Here is a 17634-nt window from a genome sequence, read left to right as displayed (position 1 = left end):
ACGTGCGGCGCGGGCTGCGCGTGCCGATGGACGACGGCGTGGAGCTGCTCGCCGACCTCCACCTGCCGGTCGGCGCGGCGGAACCGCGCCTGCCCACGGTCGTCGTCCGCTCGCCGTACGGCCGGCACGGCTCCCTCACCCACGCGCCGGCGCTCGCGGGCGCGGGGTTCACGGTCCTGGTGCAGAGCTGTCGCGGCACGGGCGGCTCCGGTGGCCGCTTCCGGCCGCAGCTCGACGAGCAGCGGGACGGTATGGCCACCCACAGGTGGGTACGCCGCCAGCCCTGGTTCACCGGCACGGTCGCGACGTACGGGGAGAGTTACCTCGGCTACACCCAGTGGGCGGTGGCGGGACGGATGTGCCGCGACGATCCGGAGAATGCCCCGGACGCCCTGTGCCTGAACGTCACGATGGCCGACTTCGGCGCGGTCACCTGGCACCGGGGCGCCTTCTCGCTTGCCGGCTCGCTCGGCTGGTCGCGCCGGATGGCGCTGCGCGGAATGCGCGGCGCCCTGGTCCGGGCGTGGCTCGCGCGTCGGCCGGACCGGAAGCTCGCCGAAGCGTTCGACGTGTTGCCCCTGTCCCGCGGCGACACCGCCGTCGCCGGCCACCCGATCGGCTGGTACCAGGACTGGCTGGCCCACGAGCGGCTCACCGACGACTACTGGACCCGGCAGTCGCACACCGCGTCGGTGCCCGACGTCACCGCACCCGTGTACATGGCCACCGGCTGGTACGACATCTTCCTGCCCTGGCAGTTGCGCAACTATGCGCAGCTCGTCGCGGCCGGTCGCCCGCCGCGGCTCACCATCGGACCGTGGGGCCACGGCAGCGAGCAGAGCCCGTTTCTCGCCGAGTCGATCGCGTTCCTCAAGGAACACTTCGCCGGCGCGCCCGCGACCCGGCCGGCGCCCGTGCGCGCCTTCCTCACCGGCGCGGAACGGTGGCAGGACCTACCGGCGTGGCCACCGCCGGGCACCGCCGCGCAGCGGTGGCACCTGCATCCGCACGGGCGGCTCGACCCGGCCGTCCCCGACGGCGGCAGCACCGGCTACACCTACGATCCGGACCGGCCCACACCCGCGCTCGGTGGTCCCGGACCGGTCGACAACCGCGCCCACGAACGCCGGGCGGACGTGGCCGTCTTCCGCGGTCCACCGCTCGACCGCGCGGTCGTCCTCGCCGGGGAGCCGATCGCCCGGGTCCGGTTCCGCTCGACGGCGGCCAGCGCGGACGTGTTCGTCCGGATCTGCGACGTGCACCCCGACGGCCGTTCCATGAGCGTGTGCGACGGCATCCGCCGCGTCGGCGGGGTCGGCACCGCGGCCACCGACCCGCGGCCCGACGCGGACGGTTTCGTCGAGCTGGAGGTGCCGCTGTGGCCGGCGTTCCACCGCTTCGCCGCCGGCCACCGCGTCGGCGTGCAGGTCAGCTCCGGCGCGCATCCGCGCTACGCCCGCAATCCCGGCAGCGGCGCGCCGGCCGCCACCGCGGCCACCACGGTACTGGCGCATCAGGAGATTTCCCACGGCGGCGCCCACCCGTCCCGGCTCGACCTGCCGGTGTGGACGTGAACGGGTCGGCGGCTACGTGCACCACTCGACCAGGAGGGCTCCCCGGATGACATCCGTGTTCCATGTGGCGACAAGCGGTTCGGACCGTGCCGACGGCTGCGCCGAGCGTCCGTTCCGGACGATCAACCGGGCGGCCGGCGTCGCGCAGCCCGGTGACACGGTGGTGGTGCACGCGGGGGAGTACCGCGAGTGGGTGAAGCCACGCCACGGCGGCCTCAGCGACCTCCGCCGCATCACCTACGAGGCGGCGCCCGGCGAGCACGTGGTGATCAAGGGATCGGAGCGCGTCACGGGCTGGGTGCCGTGCGGCGGGACGGTGTGGCGGGCGGTCGTCGACAACGCGCTGTTCGGCTCGTTCAACCCGTTCGCCGAGGAGGTGGCCGGCGACTGGCTCGTGTCCGGCGAGGGCGCGCCACGTCGGCACCTCGGCGACGTCTATCTCAACGGCCTGAGCTTTTTCGAGGTGGCGAGCCGGGCGGAGGTCGACGATCCGCCCCGGCGCACCGAGATCCTCGATGCCTGGACCCGGGTGACCCATCCGGTCGGCGATCCCGACCAGACCCGACTCGTCTGGTATGCCGAGGTCGGCGAGCAGACGACGATCTGGGCCAACTTCCAGGGCGCCGACCCGAACACGGAGCTGGTGGAGATCAATGTACGGCGGAGCGTCTTCTACCCGGATCAGCCGCACCTGGACCACATCACGGTCCGTGGCTTCGAGTTGGCGCACGCGGCCAGCCCGTGGGCGCCGCCGACCGCCGACCAGCCGGGCCTGATCGGGCCCAACTGGGCGAAGGGGTGGATCATCGAGGACAACGTGATCCATGACGCCAAGTGCGCGGCGATCTCGATCGGGAAGGAGGGCTCGACCGGGCGGAACCACTCGTCCCTCCGCGGTGACAAGCCGGGCTACCAGTACCAGGTGGAGTCGGTGTTCGCGGCCCGCCGGATCGGGTGGGACCGGGAGCACATCGGCTCGCACGTGATCCGGCGCAACACGATCTACGACTGCGGCCAGAACGCGATCGTGGGTCACCTCGGATGCGCGTTCTCCACCATCGAGGACAACCACATCCACCGCATCGGGGTGAAGCGCGAGTTCTACGGGTACGAGATCGCCGGCATCAAGCTGCACGCCGCCATCGACGTGGTGATCCGGCGCAACCGGATCCACGGCTGCTCGCTCGGCACCTGGCTGGACTGGCAGGCGCAGGGCACCCGGCTCTCCCGCAACGTCTACCACGACAACTGTCGGGACCTCTTCGTCGAGGTCAGCCACGGCCCCTACCTGTTGGAACACAACATCTTCGGCTCGCCCGCCGCGCTGGAGCTGTTCAGCCAGGGCGGCGCCTTCGTGCACAACCTGATCTGTGGCACGGTGCGGCTGGAGCCGGTGCTGGACCGCGCCACGCCGTACCACCTGCCGCACAGCACGCAGGTCGCCGGGTACGCGGTGATCTACGGCGGCGACGACAGGTATGTGGGGAACCTCTTCCTGGGTGGTGACCCGGGCGCGGCCTACGGGGCGGGCGCGGAGAGCGAGGGGCCGGTGCGGGCCGGCACCGCCGGATACGACGGCCATCCCGCGTCGTTCGCGGAGTACCTGGCCCGCCTCGCCGACCAGCCCCCCAGCGACCAGCAGAAATACGTCGACGTGAAACAACCGGTGTACGCCCGGGCGAACGCCTACGCCGCTGGCGCACGGCCGTTCGCGGGGGAGCGCGAGCCGTGGGTGCTGGGCGCCGCGACCGCCACAGTCGTCGCCGAGGACGACGCGGTCTGGCTCGTCACCGATCTCCCCGAGGCGTTCGACGAGGCCCGGGTCGGCGTGGTCACCGGCCGGGATCTGGACCGGGTCCGGTGCGCCGACGCGGAGTTCGAGGAGGCGGACGGCAGCCCCGCCGTCATGGACGTCGACCTGCCGGGTGCGACCCGGCAACCGGGACGGGACGGCGCCGTCGGCCCGATCGCGGGCCTTCGGTCCGGGGCGCGCCGAACGCGCGTCTTCTGACGACGTACGTCCGGGGCGACAAGCCGGGCTGCCGACCGGCGTCGATCCGGCATGGCAATGCTCACAGTCCGTCCACATAGCCTCGCTGTACGTCACACGCATGCGATCATCGACCCGCGTCACGTCCCTGCGGACGTCGGGTGGTTGGGGGAGCATGCCCACGAGTCAGATGCAGCGCGACCGGTTCGGAGATGTGCTCAGGACCCTCCGCCTGGAGCGGGGACTGACCCAGGAGGAGCTTGCCGAGGCGGCCGGCTCCAGCGTCCGCGGGATCCGGGACATGGAACGCGGCCGGGTGCGCAGCCCGCAACGACGGACGGTCGCGTTGCTCGCGGACGCCCTGCGGCTGGCCGGGGCGGACCGCGACCGCTTCGTCGCCCTGGCCCGGGCCCAGCGCCGGCCGGCCGAGCGCCCGGCGGTGCCGCCCGACCGCCCGGTGGCGGTCGTACCCGGGGAACTGCCCGTCGCCGTGCCGGACCTGGCCGGCCGGGCGGAGATCCTGGAACGACTCTCGACGCTGGCCGCCGACGTCGTCGCCGGGCAGCCGGGCACCGCCTCGGTGGTGGTGCTGCACGGTCCGCCGGGCATCGGCAAGACCAGCCTCGCCGTCACGGCCGGCCATCGGCTGGGCCCGAGCTTCGCCGGTGGACAGCTCTTCGTCGACCTGCATGGTGTCTCGCCGGACGGATCCGTCGACCCGGGTGAGGCACTGGCCGGGTTGCTGCGGTCGCTCGGCGTGCCGGACAGTCGGGTGCCGGTGTCACCGGCCGAACGGGGTGGCCTGTTCCGCACCCTCACCCGGGACCGGTCGCTGCTTGTGGTTCTGGACGATGCCGCGGACGAGGCACAGGTGCGGCCGCTGCTGCCGGCCGGGCCGGGGTGCCTCGTGCTGATCACCTGTCGGCGCCCGTTGGCCGGTCTCGCCGGTGCGGTCCGTCAGCCGCTCGACGTGCTCGCCCCGGCGGACGGGCGACTGCTGCTCGCGGCGATCGTCGGCGCCGACCGGATCGCCGCGGAGCCGGCCGCCGCCGACCAGCTGGTCACGCTCTGCGGCCGGCTGCCGTTGGCCCTCCGGATCGTCGGCAACCGCCTGGCCAGCCGACCGCAGTGGTCGGTCGGTCGGCTGGTGGACCTGCTCCACGACCAGCGCCGGCGGTTGACCCTGCTGACCGCCGGTGATCTGGGCGTCCGGTCCGCGTTCGAGGTCTCGCACCGGCAGTTGGACCCGACGGCCGCGCGAGTGTTCCGGCGGGCCTCGCTGATTCCCGGCGCCGACTTCGACCCCGCACTGGCCGCCGCCGTGGCCGGCACCGACGAGGACACCGCGGCGGCCGCCCTGGACGAGCTGGTCGAGGCCGGTGTCCTGCTGGACACGTGGAACCGGTACCGGTTCCACGACCTGGTCCGGCTCTACGCCGCCGAACGCCTCGACGTCGAGGAGTCCCAGTCCTGCCGCACGAGGGCGCATGATCAGATGGTCGACTGGCTGCTGCGGCGTACCCGACAGGCCGGTGCGATGTTCGAACCGGGCGCCTGTCGGGCCGACTCGGAGTTCGACGACGACCGGGCGGCGGCGCGCTGGCTCGACCAGGAGTCCGGAAGCTGGCTGGCGGCGCTGCGCGACGCGGCCCGGCGCGGCCGGCACGCCGACGTGGTCGCGGTCGCCAGGGCGCTGCACTGGTATTCCGACGCCAACAGTCACCGGCACGCCTGGGACGAGATCTTCTCGCTGGGAGTGGCCGCGGCCCGGGCCGCCGGCAGCCCGCACGACGAAGCCGTCCTGCTCAACTTCCTGGGCTGGGCCCGGTACTTCTGCCGGGACCGCAACACCGACGGGCTGGCGGCGCTGGCCCGGGCGCTGGAGCTGGCCCGGCGGATCGGTGACCGCCGGGAGGAGGCGTGGGCGCTGACCTACACCGCCGCGATCCAGGTCCGGACCGGCCGCGGTGGGTCCGCCGTCGACCACGGCCGGCGGGCCGTGGAGCTGTTCCGCGAGATCGGGTACGCCCTCGGCGAGCACAGCGCGGCCAGCGTGCAGGGCGCGGCGCTGGCCTCCCTCGGCCGGTTCACCGAGGCGGCCGGCCTGCACCGCGAGGTGCTGGCGTTCTACGGCCGGGACAACGGTCTCAGCCGTACCGGTGCGGCGGTGGCCCGTGCCGGCGCGATGATGAGCCTCGGTGCGGATCTGGCCGGGCTGGGCCGGTGGTGGGAGGCCGCCGCCGAGTACAACCGCGCCCGGTGGGTGTTCCACCGCAGCGGCGCGACGTTCAGCGAGGCCAACGCCGTCCACCGGTACGGGCTGGCGCTCCGCGCGTTGGGTGAGGCCGACGCGGCGGCCGAGGCGCTGGGGTCGGCGCTGGCGCTGTATGCCGCGCTGTCCTGCCCGTGGTGGGAGGCGCAGACCCTGCACGCGCTCGCCGCGTTGGCCGGCGCGACTCCGGACCGGTCCGCCGACGCCCGCCGGCTGCGTCGGCGGGCGCTTGAGCGGTGCGGCGAACTGGACGCGCCCGAGGTGCGGACGCTGCGCGCCACGCTGCGAGGCGAACTGGCCGAGTCCTGACCGGACGACGCCGGGCCCCGCCGGCGATGCGGCGGGGCCCGGTGCTGGTGGACAGGTCAGTTGCAGGTGGTGCCGTTGAGGGTGAACGGCGCCGGGTTGGCGGGGGTGCCGTCCGCGGTGAAGCCGACATTCACGGCGCCACCGGTCGGGATGCTGACGTTGTGGCTCTCGTTGGTGACTGTCACCTGCGGGCCGGTCTGCTGGAAGACGCCGTTCCAGTGGCCCTGGACGACCTGCCCGCCGGGGAAGCTCCAGCCCAGCGACCAGCCGGTGACGGCCGGGCCGTCGTTGTAGACGGTGACGCTTGCGGCGTAGCCGGTGCTCCACGAGTTGGTGACGACGAAGGAGACCCGGCAGGTGCTGGCGACGTCCGTCGCCGGTACGAGGTCGCCGTAGTCGTCGCGGGCGGTGGCGAAGTCCTGGAATCCGAAGCCCGGGCCCGCCGACCGGGTGGTGGTGCCGGCGGCGAGTACGGTGCCGTCGGCGTTGACGGCGTAGACCGGGCCGCCGCTGTCGCCGCCCCGGGCGGCCTCGTCGCCGTCGAGCTGGGTGGCCTCGACGAGGTCCTCGATGTCGTCGTAGTGGTAGTCGACCCGCAGGTTGCAGACGGGACCGCCGAGCACGCCGGCGGAGGTGTAGCCGGACTGGCACAGCAGTTGGCCGGGGAAGACCTCGGTCCAGCCGGTCACCCGGGCGCGGACCTCGTCGTGTTGGCCGCCGACGTAGATGTGGCCACCGGGCGCCGACGTCGAAATGATCATCGTGTCGTGGTCGTCGTTGCTGTCGACCGCGTAGCCGACGAGCGTGCCGGTGCCGGTGGTGGTGTTCCAGCCGACGTGCCAGGGCGAGCCGATCGCTCCGCAGTGCTCGGCCGTGAGGATGTAGCCGGCGTCGGTGTCCGCGTCGCGTACGCCGAAGCCGGCGGTGCATCCGGGCGTGGTGAACCCGATGCCCGCCCCACCGTCGAACGGCGCGGCGTCGTCGGCCCGCGACCGTTCGACCATCCGGTCGCGTTCGACGACGCGGGTGCGGACGCCGGTGGCCGGCAGCTTCGGCAGGCCGGCGCCGGGGGTGCGGTCCACGGCGATCTCGATGCCGCCGCCGTCGGTGCGCAGCCGGACCGAACGGCGTGCGCCCGCCGGGCCGGCCTTCACCGCCGGGGTGAGTCTGGCGGCGGCCGTGCGTAGTTCGGCGCGGGAATAGGTGGCCGCGGCCACCTCGACGGGCGCGGTGCGGCGGGCGGCGGTGACGGCCGCGGCGACGTCGGTGGGCGGCGCGCCCTTCCACCACAGGGTGACATGGTCGTCGACCAGACCGATGCCGGCGTAGCCGCGCGCCGGGGCGCGGTCCACCGCGGTGCGGATGACGTTGGCCGCGTCCACGAGCGGGGCCTGGGCGACCATCCGGGCCAGCGTCGGGGCCGGGACGAGGTCGAGGATGGACTCAGCGGATCCGGCCGCCTCCGGCTGACCGGAGCCCGCGTGCACGGCCGAGGGACCGGTGAGCGCCGTGGCCCCGATCACCGTCCCGGCGATCACCGCCCGGGCGATCACTTTCCGAATGTCTGTCATGACGTTGAGTCAAGCAACGGTCGATGTCGGGGGACAGGCAGGACGCCCGGCAAGAGTGGACCTGCCGGCGGATCGGCCGGTGCGGTCGCGGCCCGCAGACCCTAGGCCGCCGTGACGTCGTCGCCCGTCGTCACGCGCGTCAGGGCGCGCTTGTCCGGCTTGCCGGTCGGCCCCACCGGAACCCGGTCGATCGACCGGATGGTCTGCGGGGTCGACGGTTCCCCGAGCGCCTCCTTCACCAGGGCGCGCAGCCGTCCGGCATCCGGTGTGCGACCGGCAGCCGGCACCACGTACGCGTGCACCGCCTCCCCGGTGACGTCGTCGGGACGGCCGACGACGTACGCCTCGGCGACGGTGGGGTCCGTGGCGAGGACCCGCTCGATCGGGCCGGCGTACACCAGGTTGGCCTGCACGATGATGACGTCCCGGGTCCGGCCGAGCAGGTGCAGGTAGCCGTCGCCGTCGAGCCGGGCCAGGTCACGGGTGCGGACCCAGCCGTCGACGAAGACGCCGGCGGTCTCGGCCGGATCGTTCCAGTAGGAGGCGGCCTGCGCCGGTGTGCGCACGAACAGCTCACCCTCGGTGGCGGGCCGGCCGTCGGCGTCCCGGATGGACAGCTCGGTGACCGCTGGTGGCCGGCCGACCGAGGCGAGCGTCGCCGGGGATGCCAGCATCTCGGCCGGCGTCACCATCGTGATCATGCCGGTTTCGGTCTGTCCGTAGCCGTGGAAGATCACCGGGCCGAGCACGTCGAGCGCCTCGGCGAGCCGGCCCGGCGCGAGCGGCGAGCCGGAGACCAGCAGGGCCCGCAGACTGCTCAGGTCGACCGGATCGGCGCGTTGGTCGTGCACGAGTTGGTGCAGCTTGCCCACGGTGATCACGCTCGCGGTCGCCCGGTGGCGGGCGATCATGCCGGGGAAACCCGGAGGCCGGGCCGCGACCAGGGTGCCGCCGGCGGCCAGGGTGAGGATGCCGTACTCCAGCATGACCTGGCTGCTCAGCGAACCGAAGACGAGATAACGCTGGAGTCGGGTGGCGAGGTCGGCGATCGCCGGGGGCCAGCGATCCGGGTACGGCGCCCAGGCCGCGCTCATCGCCGCGTACGTCTGCGCGCAACCCTTCGGGCGGCCGGTGCTGCCGCTGGTCCAGGTGATCCGGGCGATGTCGTCCGGGCGTCCGGCGGCGATGAGCGTCCGTCCGTCGTCGGGGGTGCCCGCGAGTTCGGCGGCCCGGGCGTCGTCGACGAGCAGCGTGTGCTCGTCGGGTTGCCGGGTGCGGTGGGCCGGCGTCAGGTCGGGGCGGATCCCGGACACCCGCGCGCCGACCGCGAACGCCGCGATGACCGTCGCGAACGCCTCCGCGGTGACGCCCAGCCGCAGGGCCACCCCGACGCCGGGGCCGGCCCCGGCGTCGCGGAGCCCGGCGGCGACGCGACGGACCAGCCGGGACATCTGGGCGGTGGTGACGGTCCGGTCGCCCTCCTCGAAGACCGGCCGGTCGTCGCCGGCGGCGAGCAGGTCCAGCACGGGCTGCGGCCAGATCTCAGCCGGCATCGGAGAGCACGCCCTTGACGAAGAGCACGAGCGGCTGGTGGTGCACGTCCGGCAGGTTCCAGTCGTTCTCCAGGTTCTCCGCGAGGTGGTGCACCGCGACGACCCGGCCACCGCGGTGGACCCGGACGACCGGGTGCAGGTAGCTGGCGTCGTGTGCGTGCGCGGCGTCGTTCTCGGCGATCCGGGGCACCGTGATGTCGAAGGGATCGACCTGGTCGTGGTCCGGCCCGTACTCCAGGGTGACCACGAACGCGAACGGCTCCGGACCCAGGCCGCCGTCGTGCAGGTACGCGACCGGCACCTCCTCGTGGTAGAGCGCGGTGGCGCCGGAGACGACGACGACATCGCCGAGGACGGCGAACTGCTGCCACAGGGCCGAGGTGCGGTTGATCCGGGCGATGATCGCCCCGGCGATCGCCTCCGGGGTGGGCTCCAGTGGCGTGGCCGGCCACGGCGTGTCGTGGTGACGGGCGTTGAGGATCCGGTGCAGGGCCCGCACGCCGTACCGGAAACCGTGGATGAACCCACTCGTCGAGCGCTTGAAGTCGCGCTGCTGGGTGAGGGTCCCGACGAAGTGCAGGTCGGGCACGTTCACCGCCTCGTACGCCGAGGTCTGCTCGGGGAAGCGGTCGTTGATGACGAGCCGGGGCCGGGCGGACGGGTCGAAGATGCTCGCGTCGAACCGGAATCCGGTGCAGAGGATGACCCGGTCGTAGTCGATCCGCCGGATCGCCTCGACGCTGCGGGCGTACCGGAAGTCGATCCGGTAGCCGCCGCCGTCCCGCCGGACGATCCGTTCCACGGTGCCGTCGAGGACCGCGTTCTGCGACTTGAGCTGATAGGTGTCGAGGAAGTTGTTGTTCACCGCGCGCAGGTGCCCGACGTAGTGCGTCTGCCACGCCAGCTTGACCGAGTGCGGGCCGGCGACGTGGATGACCGCCGCCGTCCCGACGAGCGCGTCCGCGGTCTCGAACGCCGAGTTGCCCTTGCCGATGATGAGGACGCGCTGGTTGGTGAAGTCGTCCGGGTCCACGCTGACGGTGTCGTAGCGTTCGGCGAGTTCGGCGCCCTCGATCGGCGGGACGTACAACTGGGACAGGCCGGTGGCGACGACCACCCGGCGGGCGGTGACGGTGTCGTCGCCCGTGCGGACGGCGAACAGTTCGCCGTCGCGCGCGATCCGGGTGACCCGGGTGTCGTACCTGATCCGCAGGCCGCGGGCGACGTCGGCGAGGTAGCGCACCAGGTCCGCGGCGTCCGGGAAGTAGCGCTTGCTGTAGTTCTTGAACAGCAGGGCCGGATCGTCGGTGAGCAGCGAGTTCCAGTCCGCGCGCAGGTTGAACTCCGGGTCGTCGGAGCCGGTCCAGACCTTGTTGATCGAGATGAGTTGCCGGTGCCGGGGATAGGTGGCGAAGAACGTGCCCGGCGCTGAGCCGGCCTCCAGGACCAGATAGTCGCGGCCGTCGCGCTCGAGCAGGTGAGCGAGCTGCAGCCCGGCCGGTCCGGCTCCGATGATCAGATAGTCGAGCGTCATGCGGCGCAATCTAGCGACCCGATCTCAGAGCGTTCTGAGAATTCGTCTCTAGGGTGCGATCGCATGACGACAGAGGTGGACCTCGATGTCCCACTGCGGATCGCCGATCTCCGCGCCGCCCGTGATCCGATCAAGGTCGTGGTCGGACCGCAGGTCCGGGACCGGGTCACGGCCGCCCGTGCCTTCCTGTCCGAGGTGCTCGGCGACAACCGCGCGGTGTACGGCGCCACCACCGGCTTCGGCGCCCTGGTGGGGTACGCGGGCCGCGCCGACCTGCGGGACCAGGCCGACAACACGCTCGCCCACCTCGGCGCGGGTCAGGGACCGGACCTCGCGCCGGAGGTGGTCCGCGCGACGCTGTTGCTGCGGGCCGCGTCGCTGGCCCGGGGCGCGTCGGGGGTCTCCCCGCATGTCATCGACGCGCTCGTGGCGATGCTCGCGACCACGTTCGTCCCCGCGGTGCCCCGGCTGGGTTCGGTGGGCGCCAGTGGCGACCTGATCCCGCTGGGCGCGGCTGCCCAGGCGTTGCGGGGCCGGGGCCACGCCTATCTGGGCGGGGCTCGGCTGCCCGCGGCGGAGGCGCTGGAGCGGGCCGGCCTCGAACCGCTGCCACTCGACGGTCGGGACGCCCTCGCCCTGGTCAACGGCACGTCGCTGACCACCGCGGCGACGGCGCTGGCACTGGCCGAGGTCCGCGCCGCGCACCTGGCGGTCCAGGTGCTCACCTGCCTGCTCGCCGATCTGTTCGGCAGCGACCCACAGTTCCTCGACGCCCGGCTGCTGGCCGCGTACGGCCATCCGGGCGCGATCGACGTGGGCGCGCGGATGCGCCGGGTCAGCGACGGACTCGTCGCGTCCGGCAGACGTCCGTTGCAGGAGCCGTACAGCCTGCGGTGCGCGCCGCAACTGCTCGGCGCGGCCGAGGACGCCCTGCGGCACGTCGACGCCGTCGTCGCGGCCGACCTGGCGAGCGTCACCGACAACCCGCTGTTCTTTCCCGACGACGACCTCGTGGTGCACGGCGGCAACTTCTTCGGGCAGCCGGCCGCGTTCGCCGCCGATCTGCTGTCGATGGTGGTGGCGCAGGTCGGCAACCTCGCCGAACGGCAACTGGACCTGCTCGTCGACCCGAACCGCAACGGTGGCCTGCCGCCGATGCTCGCCGCCGGCCCGGGACAGCAGCACGGGTTGCAGGGCGTGCAACTGGCGGCGACCGCCCTGATCACCGAGATCCGCCGGGACACCATGCCCGCGAGCATGCAGAGCGTGCCGACGAACCTGCACAACCAGGACGTCATCCCGCTCGGCACCCAGGCCGCCCTGCGGGCGCTGGACCAGGCCCGGCTGTTGTGCCTCATCGTCGGGTCGCTCGCGGTGGGGCTGCGCCAGGCCGCCCACGTCGGCGCGCGTACGCCGACCGCGTCCGGTTGCGCCGAGGCGCTCGCCGCGGTGGCCGCGGTCGTACCGCCGGTGGACCCGGACCGGCCGCTCGACGGTGACGTGCGGCGCGCGGCCGAGGCGATCGCGAATTTCTCCGTTTCTCTTTCGTGAGGGGTGAGCGCAATGACGCTTGACTATCTGATCGTCGGGGCCGGACCGGCCGGCCTGCAACTCGCCGCTCTGCTGGAGGCCGACGGCAAGCGCGACTATCTGGTCCTGGAACAGGCGGACATACCCGGGGCGTTCTTCGCCACCTTTCCCCGCCACCGGCAACTGATCTCCATCAACAAGCCGCACACCGGCACGGACGATCCGGAGCTGAACCTGCGGCTGGACTGGAACTCACTGCTCAACGACGATCCGGCGCTGCGGTTCACCGGCTACACGGAACGGTACTTCCCCGACGCCGACGTGATGGTCCGCTATCTGGCGGACTTCGCCGCGAAGACGGGGGCGCGGGTCCGGTACAACTCCCGGGTGACGTCGGTCCGCAAGGTGGACGGGATGTTCGAGGTCCGGGCCGGGGAGGAGGTCTTCCGGGCCCGGCGGGTGATCGTCGCCACCGGCGTCTCCCGGCCGTACCGGCCGGAGATCCCGGGGCTGGAGCTTGCCGAACAGTACGCGGAGATGTCCGTCGACCCGCGCGACTACCTCGACCAGAAGGTGCTGATCATCGGCAAGGGGAACTCCGCGTTCGAGACCGCGGACAGCCTGATGGAGACCACCACGCTGATCCACGTCGCCGGGCCGAGTTCGGTCCGGCTGGCCTGGCGTACGCACTACGTGGGGCACCTGCGCGCGGTGAACAACAACTTCCTGGACACCTATCAACTGAAGTCGGCGAACGCGATCCTGGACGGCACCGTCAAGCGCATCGAGCGCGACGACACCGGTTTCACCGTCACGTTCTCGTTCTCCCGGGCGGACGAGGTGGTCAAGGAACTGCGCTACGACCGGGTGCTCGCCTGCACCGGGTTCGCCTTCGACGCGTCGATCTTCGATGAGACCTGTCGTCCGGCGCTCGCGATCCGGGACCGCTTTCCGGCGCAGACCCCGGAGTGGGAGTCGGTGAACGTACCCGACCTCTTCTTCGCCGGCACGATCTCCCAGGAGCGGGACTTCCGGCGTTCGACGAGCGGGTTCATCCACGGGTTCCGCTACTGCGTCAAGGCGCTGCACCGGATCCTGGAGCGACGGTACGGGGACGCGCCCTGGCCGGCGGAGAAGGTGGACGCCACCCCGGAGCTGATCGCGGACGCCGTCGTCGCGCGGATCAACCGCACCTCCGCCCTGTGGCAGCAGTTCGGCTTCCTCGGTGACGTGGTCACGGTGGCCGGATCGGAGGCGCGCTACCACGACGAGGTGCCGGTCGAGTACTTCGCCCGCACCGGCCTGCGCACCGCGGACCACGACTACGCGGACGCCTTCGTCGTCACCCTTGAATACGGCCCCGAGCACGACCAGGTGGATCCGTTCGACGTCACGGTCAGCCGGGTGGCCCAGGACGCGGTCGGCCAGGCCCACGACGCCGCCTACCTGCATCCGGTCGTCCGCCACCACCGGGCGGGCCGGGTCCTCGCCACCCACCACCTGGCGGAGAACCTGGAGAACCGGTGGGACCGGCCGGACGTCCACGTCGCGCCGCTGGCCGCGTTCCTCGACCGCTGCCTGAGCCGTGTCGAGGGTTGAGATGCGCCAGGTGGACGGCGCGGCGTCGGACGGCCCGGCGTGGGACGGCGCGGCGCTGAGCCTGGCCGAGCTGGCCGCCGACGCGCGGCGTCGGCTGGACCCGGTGCACTGGGACTTCTTCGCCGGTGGGGCCGGCGCGGAACGGACGGTCCGCGCCAACGAGGCGGCCTTCGGCCGGCGCTACCTGGTGCCCCGTGTGCTGCGCGGGGTGCGCCGGCGGGACCTGCGGATCTCGTTGTTCGGCAGCCGGCTCTCGATGCCGGTGCTGATCGCGCCGACCGCGTTCCACCGGCTGGCCCACCCGGCGGGGGAGGTGGCCACGGCGCGCGCCGCCGCCGAGGCGGGCACGATCATGGTGGTCAGCATGGCGGCCACCCGCCCGGTCGAGGAGATCGCCGCCGCCGGCGGACCGCTGTGGTTCCAGCTCTACCCGCAGCCGGACCTCGACTTCACCGCGTCCGTGGTCCGGCGGGCGGAGGCCGCCGGCTGCACCGCCCTGGTGGTCACGGTCGACTCGCCCGTGTTCGGTCGGCGGGAACGCGACCTGCGGCACGGCTTCGTCGACCTGCCGCCCGGGATGGTCTGCGAGAACATGCGCGACGCCGACGGTCGGGTGCGCGCCATCGGGATGGACGCCGGGCTGGACTGGGCCCGGATCGCCTGGCTGCGCGAGGTCACCACGCTGCCGATCCTGCTGAAGGGGGTGCTGCATCCGGCGGACGCGGCGCTCGCCGTCTCGTACGGTGTCGACGGTGTGCTGGTCTCCAACCACGGGGGCCGGCAGCTCGACGGCGCGCTCGCCACCCTGGACGCGTTGCCCGCGGTGGTCGAGGCCGTCGGTGGGCGGCTGCCGGTGCTGCTCGACGGCGGCGTCCGCCGGGGGACCGACGTCCTGGTGGCGCTGGCGCTCGGCGCGAGCGCGGTGTTGGTCGGCCGCCCGGTGCTGTGGGGGCTCGCGGTGGGCGGCGCCGCCGGGGTACGCCACGTGCTCGACCTGCTCCACGCCGACCTGGACCGGGCGCTGGCGCTGGCCGGCGCTGCCGGGCCGGCGGACCTGCGCGGTGACCTGGTCGCCACGGTGGCATGCGGATGAACGTCCTGATCATCCTGGCGGGATTCGGCGCGCTGTGGTCCGTCCCCTATTGGCTGCCTCGGACGGTGGTCCGGCTGCGGGAGTGGGTGTTCGTCACGGTCAACGGCGCCGAGGGCGTGCCGGTGCCGGGTCCCACGGTCGGCATGGAACATTTCGAGCGGGTGTACGCGGATCCGGCGGCGGACGGACGCAGCCGGGGGGCCGGGCTGTCGGACCTGTTCTGGTACTGGCTGGCGCCCGGACCGCAGATGCACCAGGAACACCTGGAGCCGGGCGAGCGCTACCGGACCGTGGCCGCCACGACCCGGCGGGTGCTCGCGGTACGCGGCCGGCGCTGCGACGACCTCGCGACCGCCGCCACCCGGCGGGTGCTCGACCGGTTGCCGGCCGACCGGATCAGCCACGTCCGGCTGCGCGATCTGATGATGCCGGTCTGGGCCGAGGTCTACTACGAACTCGTCTTCGGCGAGGCGTGTCCCCCGGACGCGCGGGCGTTGATCGTCGCCAACGCCGACGACGTGGTCAGCGGGCTGAAGTGCACCGGTCTGCGGCACATGCGCCGGCGGAACCGGTTGACCGGATATCTGTCCGACCGGATCCGGGCGGGCACCTGCCCGGTGACGCTGCCGCCGCCGTTCACCGCCCAGGAGACGGCCTGGTACCTCCAGGGCGCGTTCTTCAACACCGCGGTCGTGCAGATGTCCGAGGCGATGGCGCATGTGCTGCTCGCCCTCGCCACGCATCCCGACGTCCAGGCGGGACTCGACGACGACGACGCGCTGGACCGGGTGATCGACGAGACGCTGCGGGTGCACCCGCTCTTCGGCGTCGCGCACCGGATCACGTCGGCGCCGATCACCCTGCCCACCGGGGTGTCGCTGCCGGCCGGGACGGTACTGCTCTTCAACTACCTGGCGTTCCACCGCGGCGGGGCGGCCGGCGACGACCGGTTCGCCCCGGACCGGTGGCTGACGCTCAAGCGCGGCGACGCGCACTTCATTCCCTACGGGGTCACCGCGAACCGGGCCTGTCCGGCCCGTGGGGTCGCGCCGGTGATGATGCGCGCCGCGACCCGCGAGGTGTTGCGCCGGTACGTCCTGGCCTCCTCGGCCTCCCACACCCGGTCGCTGCCCAGCCGGGGTCCGGCCTATCTGACACCGGTCGGGCGCACCGGCCCGGGGCGGCCACGGCTGGCCGCGATGCGGGTGCGGGACCGGTGGGCCGACGTGGGGCGCAGTGTCCGGCAACTGGTGTTCGGCACCTGGATGGTGATCGACGCCCGTCGCAAGCGTCTGTGCACCACCTACTTCGAGAGGGCGGTCCGATGACCCCAACGGAGCTGGCGCCACGGTTCTTCATCGCGGTGACGGTGATCCTGATCTTCTGCAAGGGCGTCGCCTGGCTGTTGGGCCGGGCGGGCCAGCCGGCCGTGGTCAGCGAGATGCTCGCCGGTGTCCTGCTCGGCCCGTCGCTGCTCGGGCTCCTCCTGCCGGACGTGCAGAACGCCCTGTTCCCGGCTCCCCTGCTTCCGATCCTCTACGTCGTGGGCCAGGTCGGCCTGGTGCTGTTCATGTTCCAGGCCGGGTACGCCTTCAGCGCCCACCGGGTCACCGGGCTCGCCGGCACCGCCGGAGTGGTCTCGCTGGCCGGGGTCACCGGGCCGCTCCTGCTGGGGGTGCTGCTGGTCCTGGTGACGGCCGACGCCGTGCCGATCCGGGCGGACGGGACGTCACTGGGCGTGTCGGCCGCGTTCGTCGGCGTCGCCCTGGCGATCACCGCGTTCCCGATGCTGGCCCGGATCATCACCGAACACGGGCACGCCGGCACCCGGCACGGCACCCTCTCCCTGGCCAGTGGCGCGATCGACGACGTGACCGCCTGGATCATGCTGGCCGCCGTCCTGGCGTTCGCCTCCGGCCGGGCCGGTCCCGCGATCGTCACCGCGGGCGGAGCGGTTCTCTTCGGCCTGCTGCTCTGGCTCGGCGGACGGGGGATCGCCGCCGCGCTGATGACCCGCCGTGGCCTCGACGACCGCGCCCGGCTGCTGGGCACGGTCGCCCTGCTCTTCCTGGTCGCCTGGTACACCGACGAGATCGGGCTGTACGCGGTCTTCGGCGCGTTCGCGGTCGGCGTGGTGATGCCCCGCACCGGGAACACCGACAAGGTGGTGGGCACCCTCACCCCGGTCGCCGCGACGCTCTTCCTGCCGTTGTTCTTCACCTACTCGGGCCTGCGCACGGAGTTCGGGCTGCTCGGTTCCGTGCCGGTGCTGCTCTTCGCGCTGGCCTGCGTGACGGCGGCGATCGTCGGCAAGTTCGGCGCCTGCTGGGCGGCGGCCCGGCTCCGCGGCGAGCCGTCGGGGGTCGCGCTGCGGGTCGGCGCGCTGATGAACGCCCGCGGCCTGATGCAGCTCATCGCGCTGAACGTCGGGTTGGAGGCGGGCATCGTGAGCCCGTCCCTGTTCACCGTGTTGGTGCTTGTCGCGCTCGTCACCACGCTGATGACGACGCCGACGCTGAGCTGGATCGAGCGCCGGGAGGCCCGGCGACCGGAAGCCGTACGCACGCCCGCGCTGGCGGTTTCAGATTATTGAAGAGACAACCACCGGT

11 protein-coding genes are annotated in these 17634 nt (G+C 72.9%); 8 read left to right on the top strand and 3 right to left on the bottom strand.

Going from position 1 to position 17634, the window contains the following annotated elements; all coding sequences use genetic code 11:
• Nucleotides 1-2 precede the first annotated feature (2 nt).
• The 3 genes from O7602_RS16665 (at nt 3) to O7602_RS16655 (ending at nt 6145) form a co-directional block, all read left to right on the top strand.
• Nucleotides 3-1574 carry a CocE/NonD family hydrolase gene (locus O7602_RS16665; RefSeq protein WP_281583567.1) on the top strand — a complete coding sequence of 524 codons (1572 nt, stop codon included), beginning with the start codon at nt 3-5 and terminating at the stop codon, nt 1572-1574.
• Between the two features lie 46 nt (nt 1575-1620).
• Entirely contained in the window at nt 1621-3585 is a 1965-nt protein-coding gene (locus O7602_RS16660) for a right-handed parallel beta-helix repeat-containing protein (protein WP_281583566.1), read from the top strand.
• A gap of 154 nt (nt 3586-3739) precedes the next feature.
• Nucleotides 3740-6145 carry a helix-turn-helix domain-containing protein gene (locus O7602_RS16655; RefSeq protein WP_281583565.1) on the top strand — a complete coding sequence of 802 codons (2406 nt, stop codon included), beginning with the start codon at nt 3740-3742 and terminating at the stop codon, nt 6143-6145.
• A 56-nt stretch (nt 6146-6201) separates the two neighbouring features.
• On the opposite strand, the gene O7602_RS16650 is transcribed toward O7602_RS16655, so the two are convergent.
• From O7602_RS16650 to O7602_RS16640, 3 genes are all read right to left on the bottom strand, one after another.
• Nucleotides 6202-7716: a cellulose binding domain-containing protein gene (locus O7602_RS16650; RefSeq protein WP_281583564.1), complete on the bottom strand. Its 1515-nt coding sequence runs from the start codon at nt 7714-7716 to the stop codon at nt 6202-6204.
• Between the two features lie 101 nt (nt 7717-7817).
• Nucleotides 7818-9269: an AMP-binding protein gene (locus O7602_RS16645; RefSeq protein ID WP_281583563.1), complete on the bottom strand. Its 1452-nt coding sequence runs from the start codon at nt 9267-9269 to the stop codon at nt 7818-7820.
• Nucleotides 9259-10803, bottom strand: coding sequence for an NAD(P)-binding domain-containing protein (locus O7602_RS16640; RefSeq protein WP_281583562.1), 1545 nt, complete (start codon nt 10801-10803; stop codon nt 9259-9261). The genes O7602_RS16645 and O7602_RS16640 overlap by 11 nt, the downstream gene beginning before the upstream one ends.
• A 63-nt stretch (nt 10804-10866) precedes the next feature.
• Between O7602_RS16640 and O7602_RS16635 the strand changes: the two genes are divergently transcribed.
• From O7602_RS16635 to O7602_RS16615, 5 genes are read left to right on the top strand one after another with little or no spacing between them, the layout of a single operon-like run.
• Nucleotides 10867-12354, top strand: coding sequence for an aromatic amino acid ammonia-lyase (locus O7602_RS16635; protein ID WP_281583561.1), 1488 nt, complete (start codon nt 10867-10869; stop codon nt 12352-12354).
• Nucleotides 12355-12366: 12 nt separating this feature from the next.
• Entirely contained in the window at nt 12367-13932 is a 1566-nt protein-coding gene (locus tag O7602_RS16630) for an NAD(P)-binding domain-containing protein (protein ID WP_281583560.1), read from the top strand.
• 1 nt (nt 13933) lies between these two features.
• Entirely contained in the window at nt 13934-15025 is a 1092-nt protein-coding gene (locus O7602_RS16625) for an alpha-hydroxy acid oxidase (protein WP_281583559.1), read from the top strand.
• On the top strand, nt 15022-16353 hold the full coding sequence (locus O7602_RS16620; RefSeq protein ID WP_281583558.1) for a cytochrome P450: 1332 nt from the start codon (nt 15022-15024) through the stop codon (nt 16351-16353). The genes O7602_RS16625 and O7602_RS16620 overlap by 4 nt, the downstream gene beginning before the upstream one ends.
• Nucleotides 16350-17618 carry a cation:proton antiporter gene (locus O7602_RS16615; RefSeq protein ID WP_281583557.1) on the top strand — a complete coding sequence of 423 codons (1269 nt, stop codon included), beginning with the start codon at nt 16350-16352 and terminating at the stop codon, nt 17616-17618. The genes O7602_RS16620 and O7602_RS16615 overlap by 4 nt, the downstream gene beginning before the upstream one ends.
• Nucleotides 17619-17634 lie beyond the last annotated feature (16 nt).

The organism is Micromonospora sp. WMMD1128 (assembly GCF_027497235.1).
GTDB lineage: Bacteria > Actinomycetota > Actinomycetes > Mycobacteriales > Micromonosporaceae > Micromonospora.
Note: the sequence above shows the minus strand (reverse complement) of the source record. Positions and strands in the feature narration are given on the sequence as shown.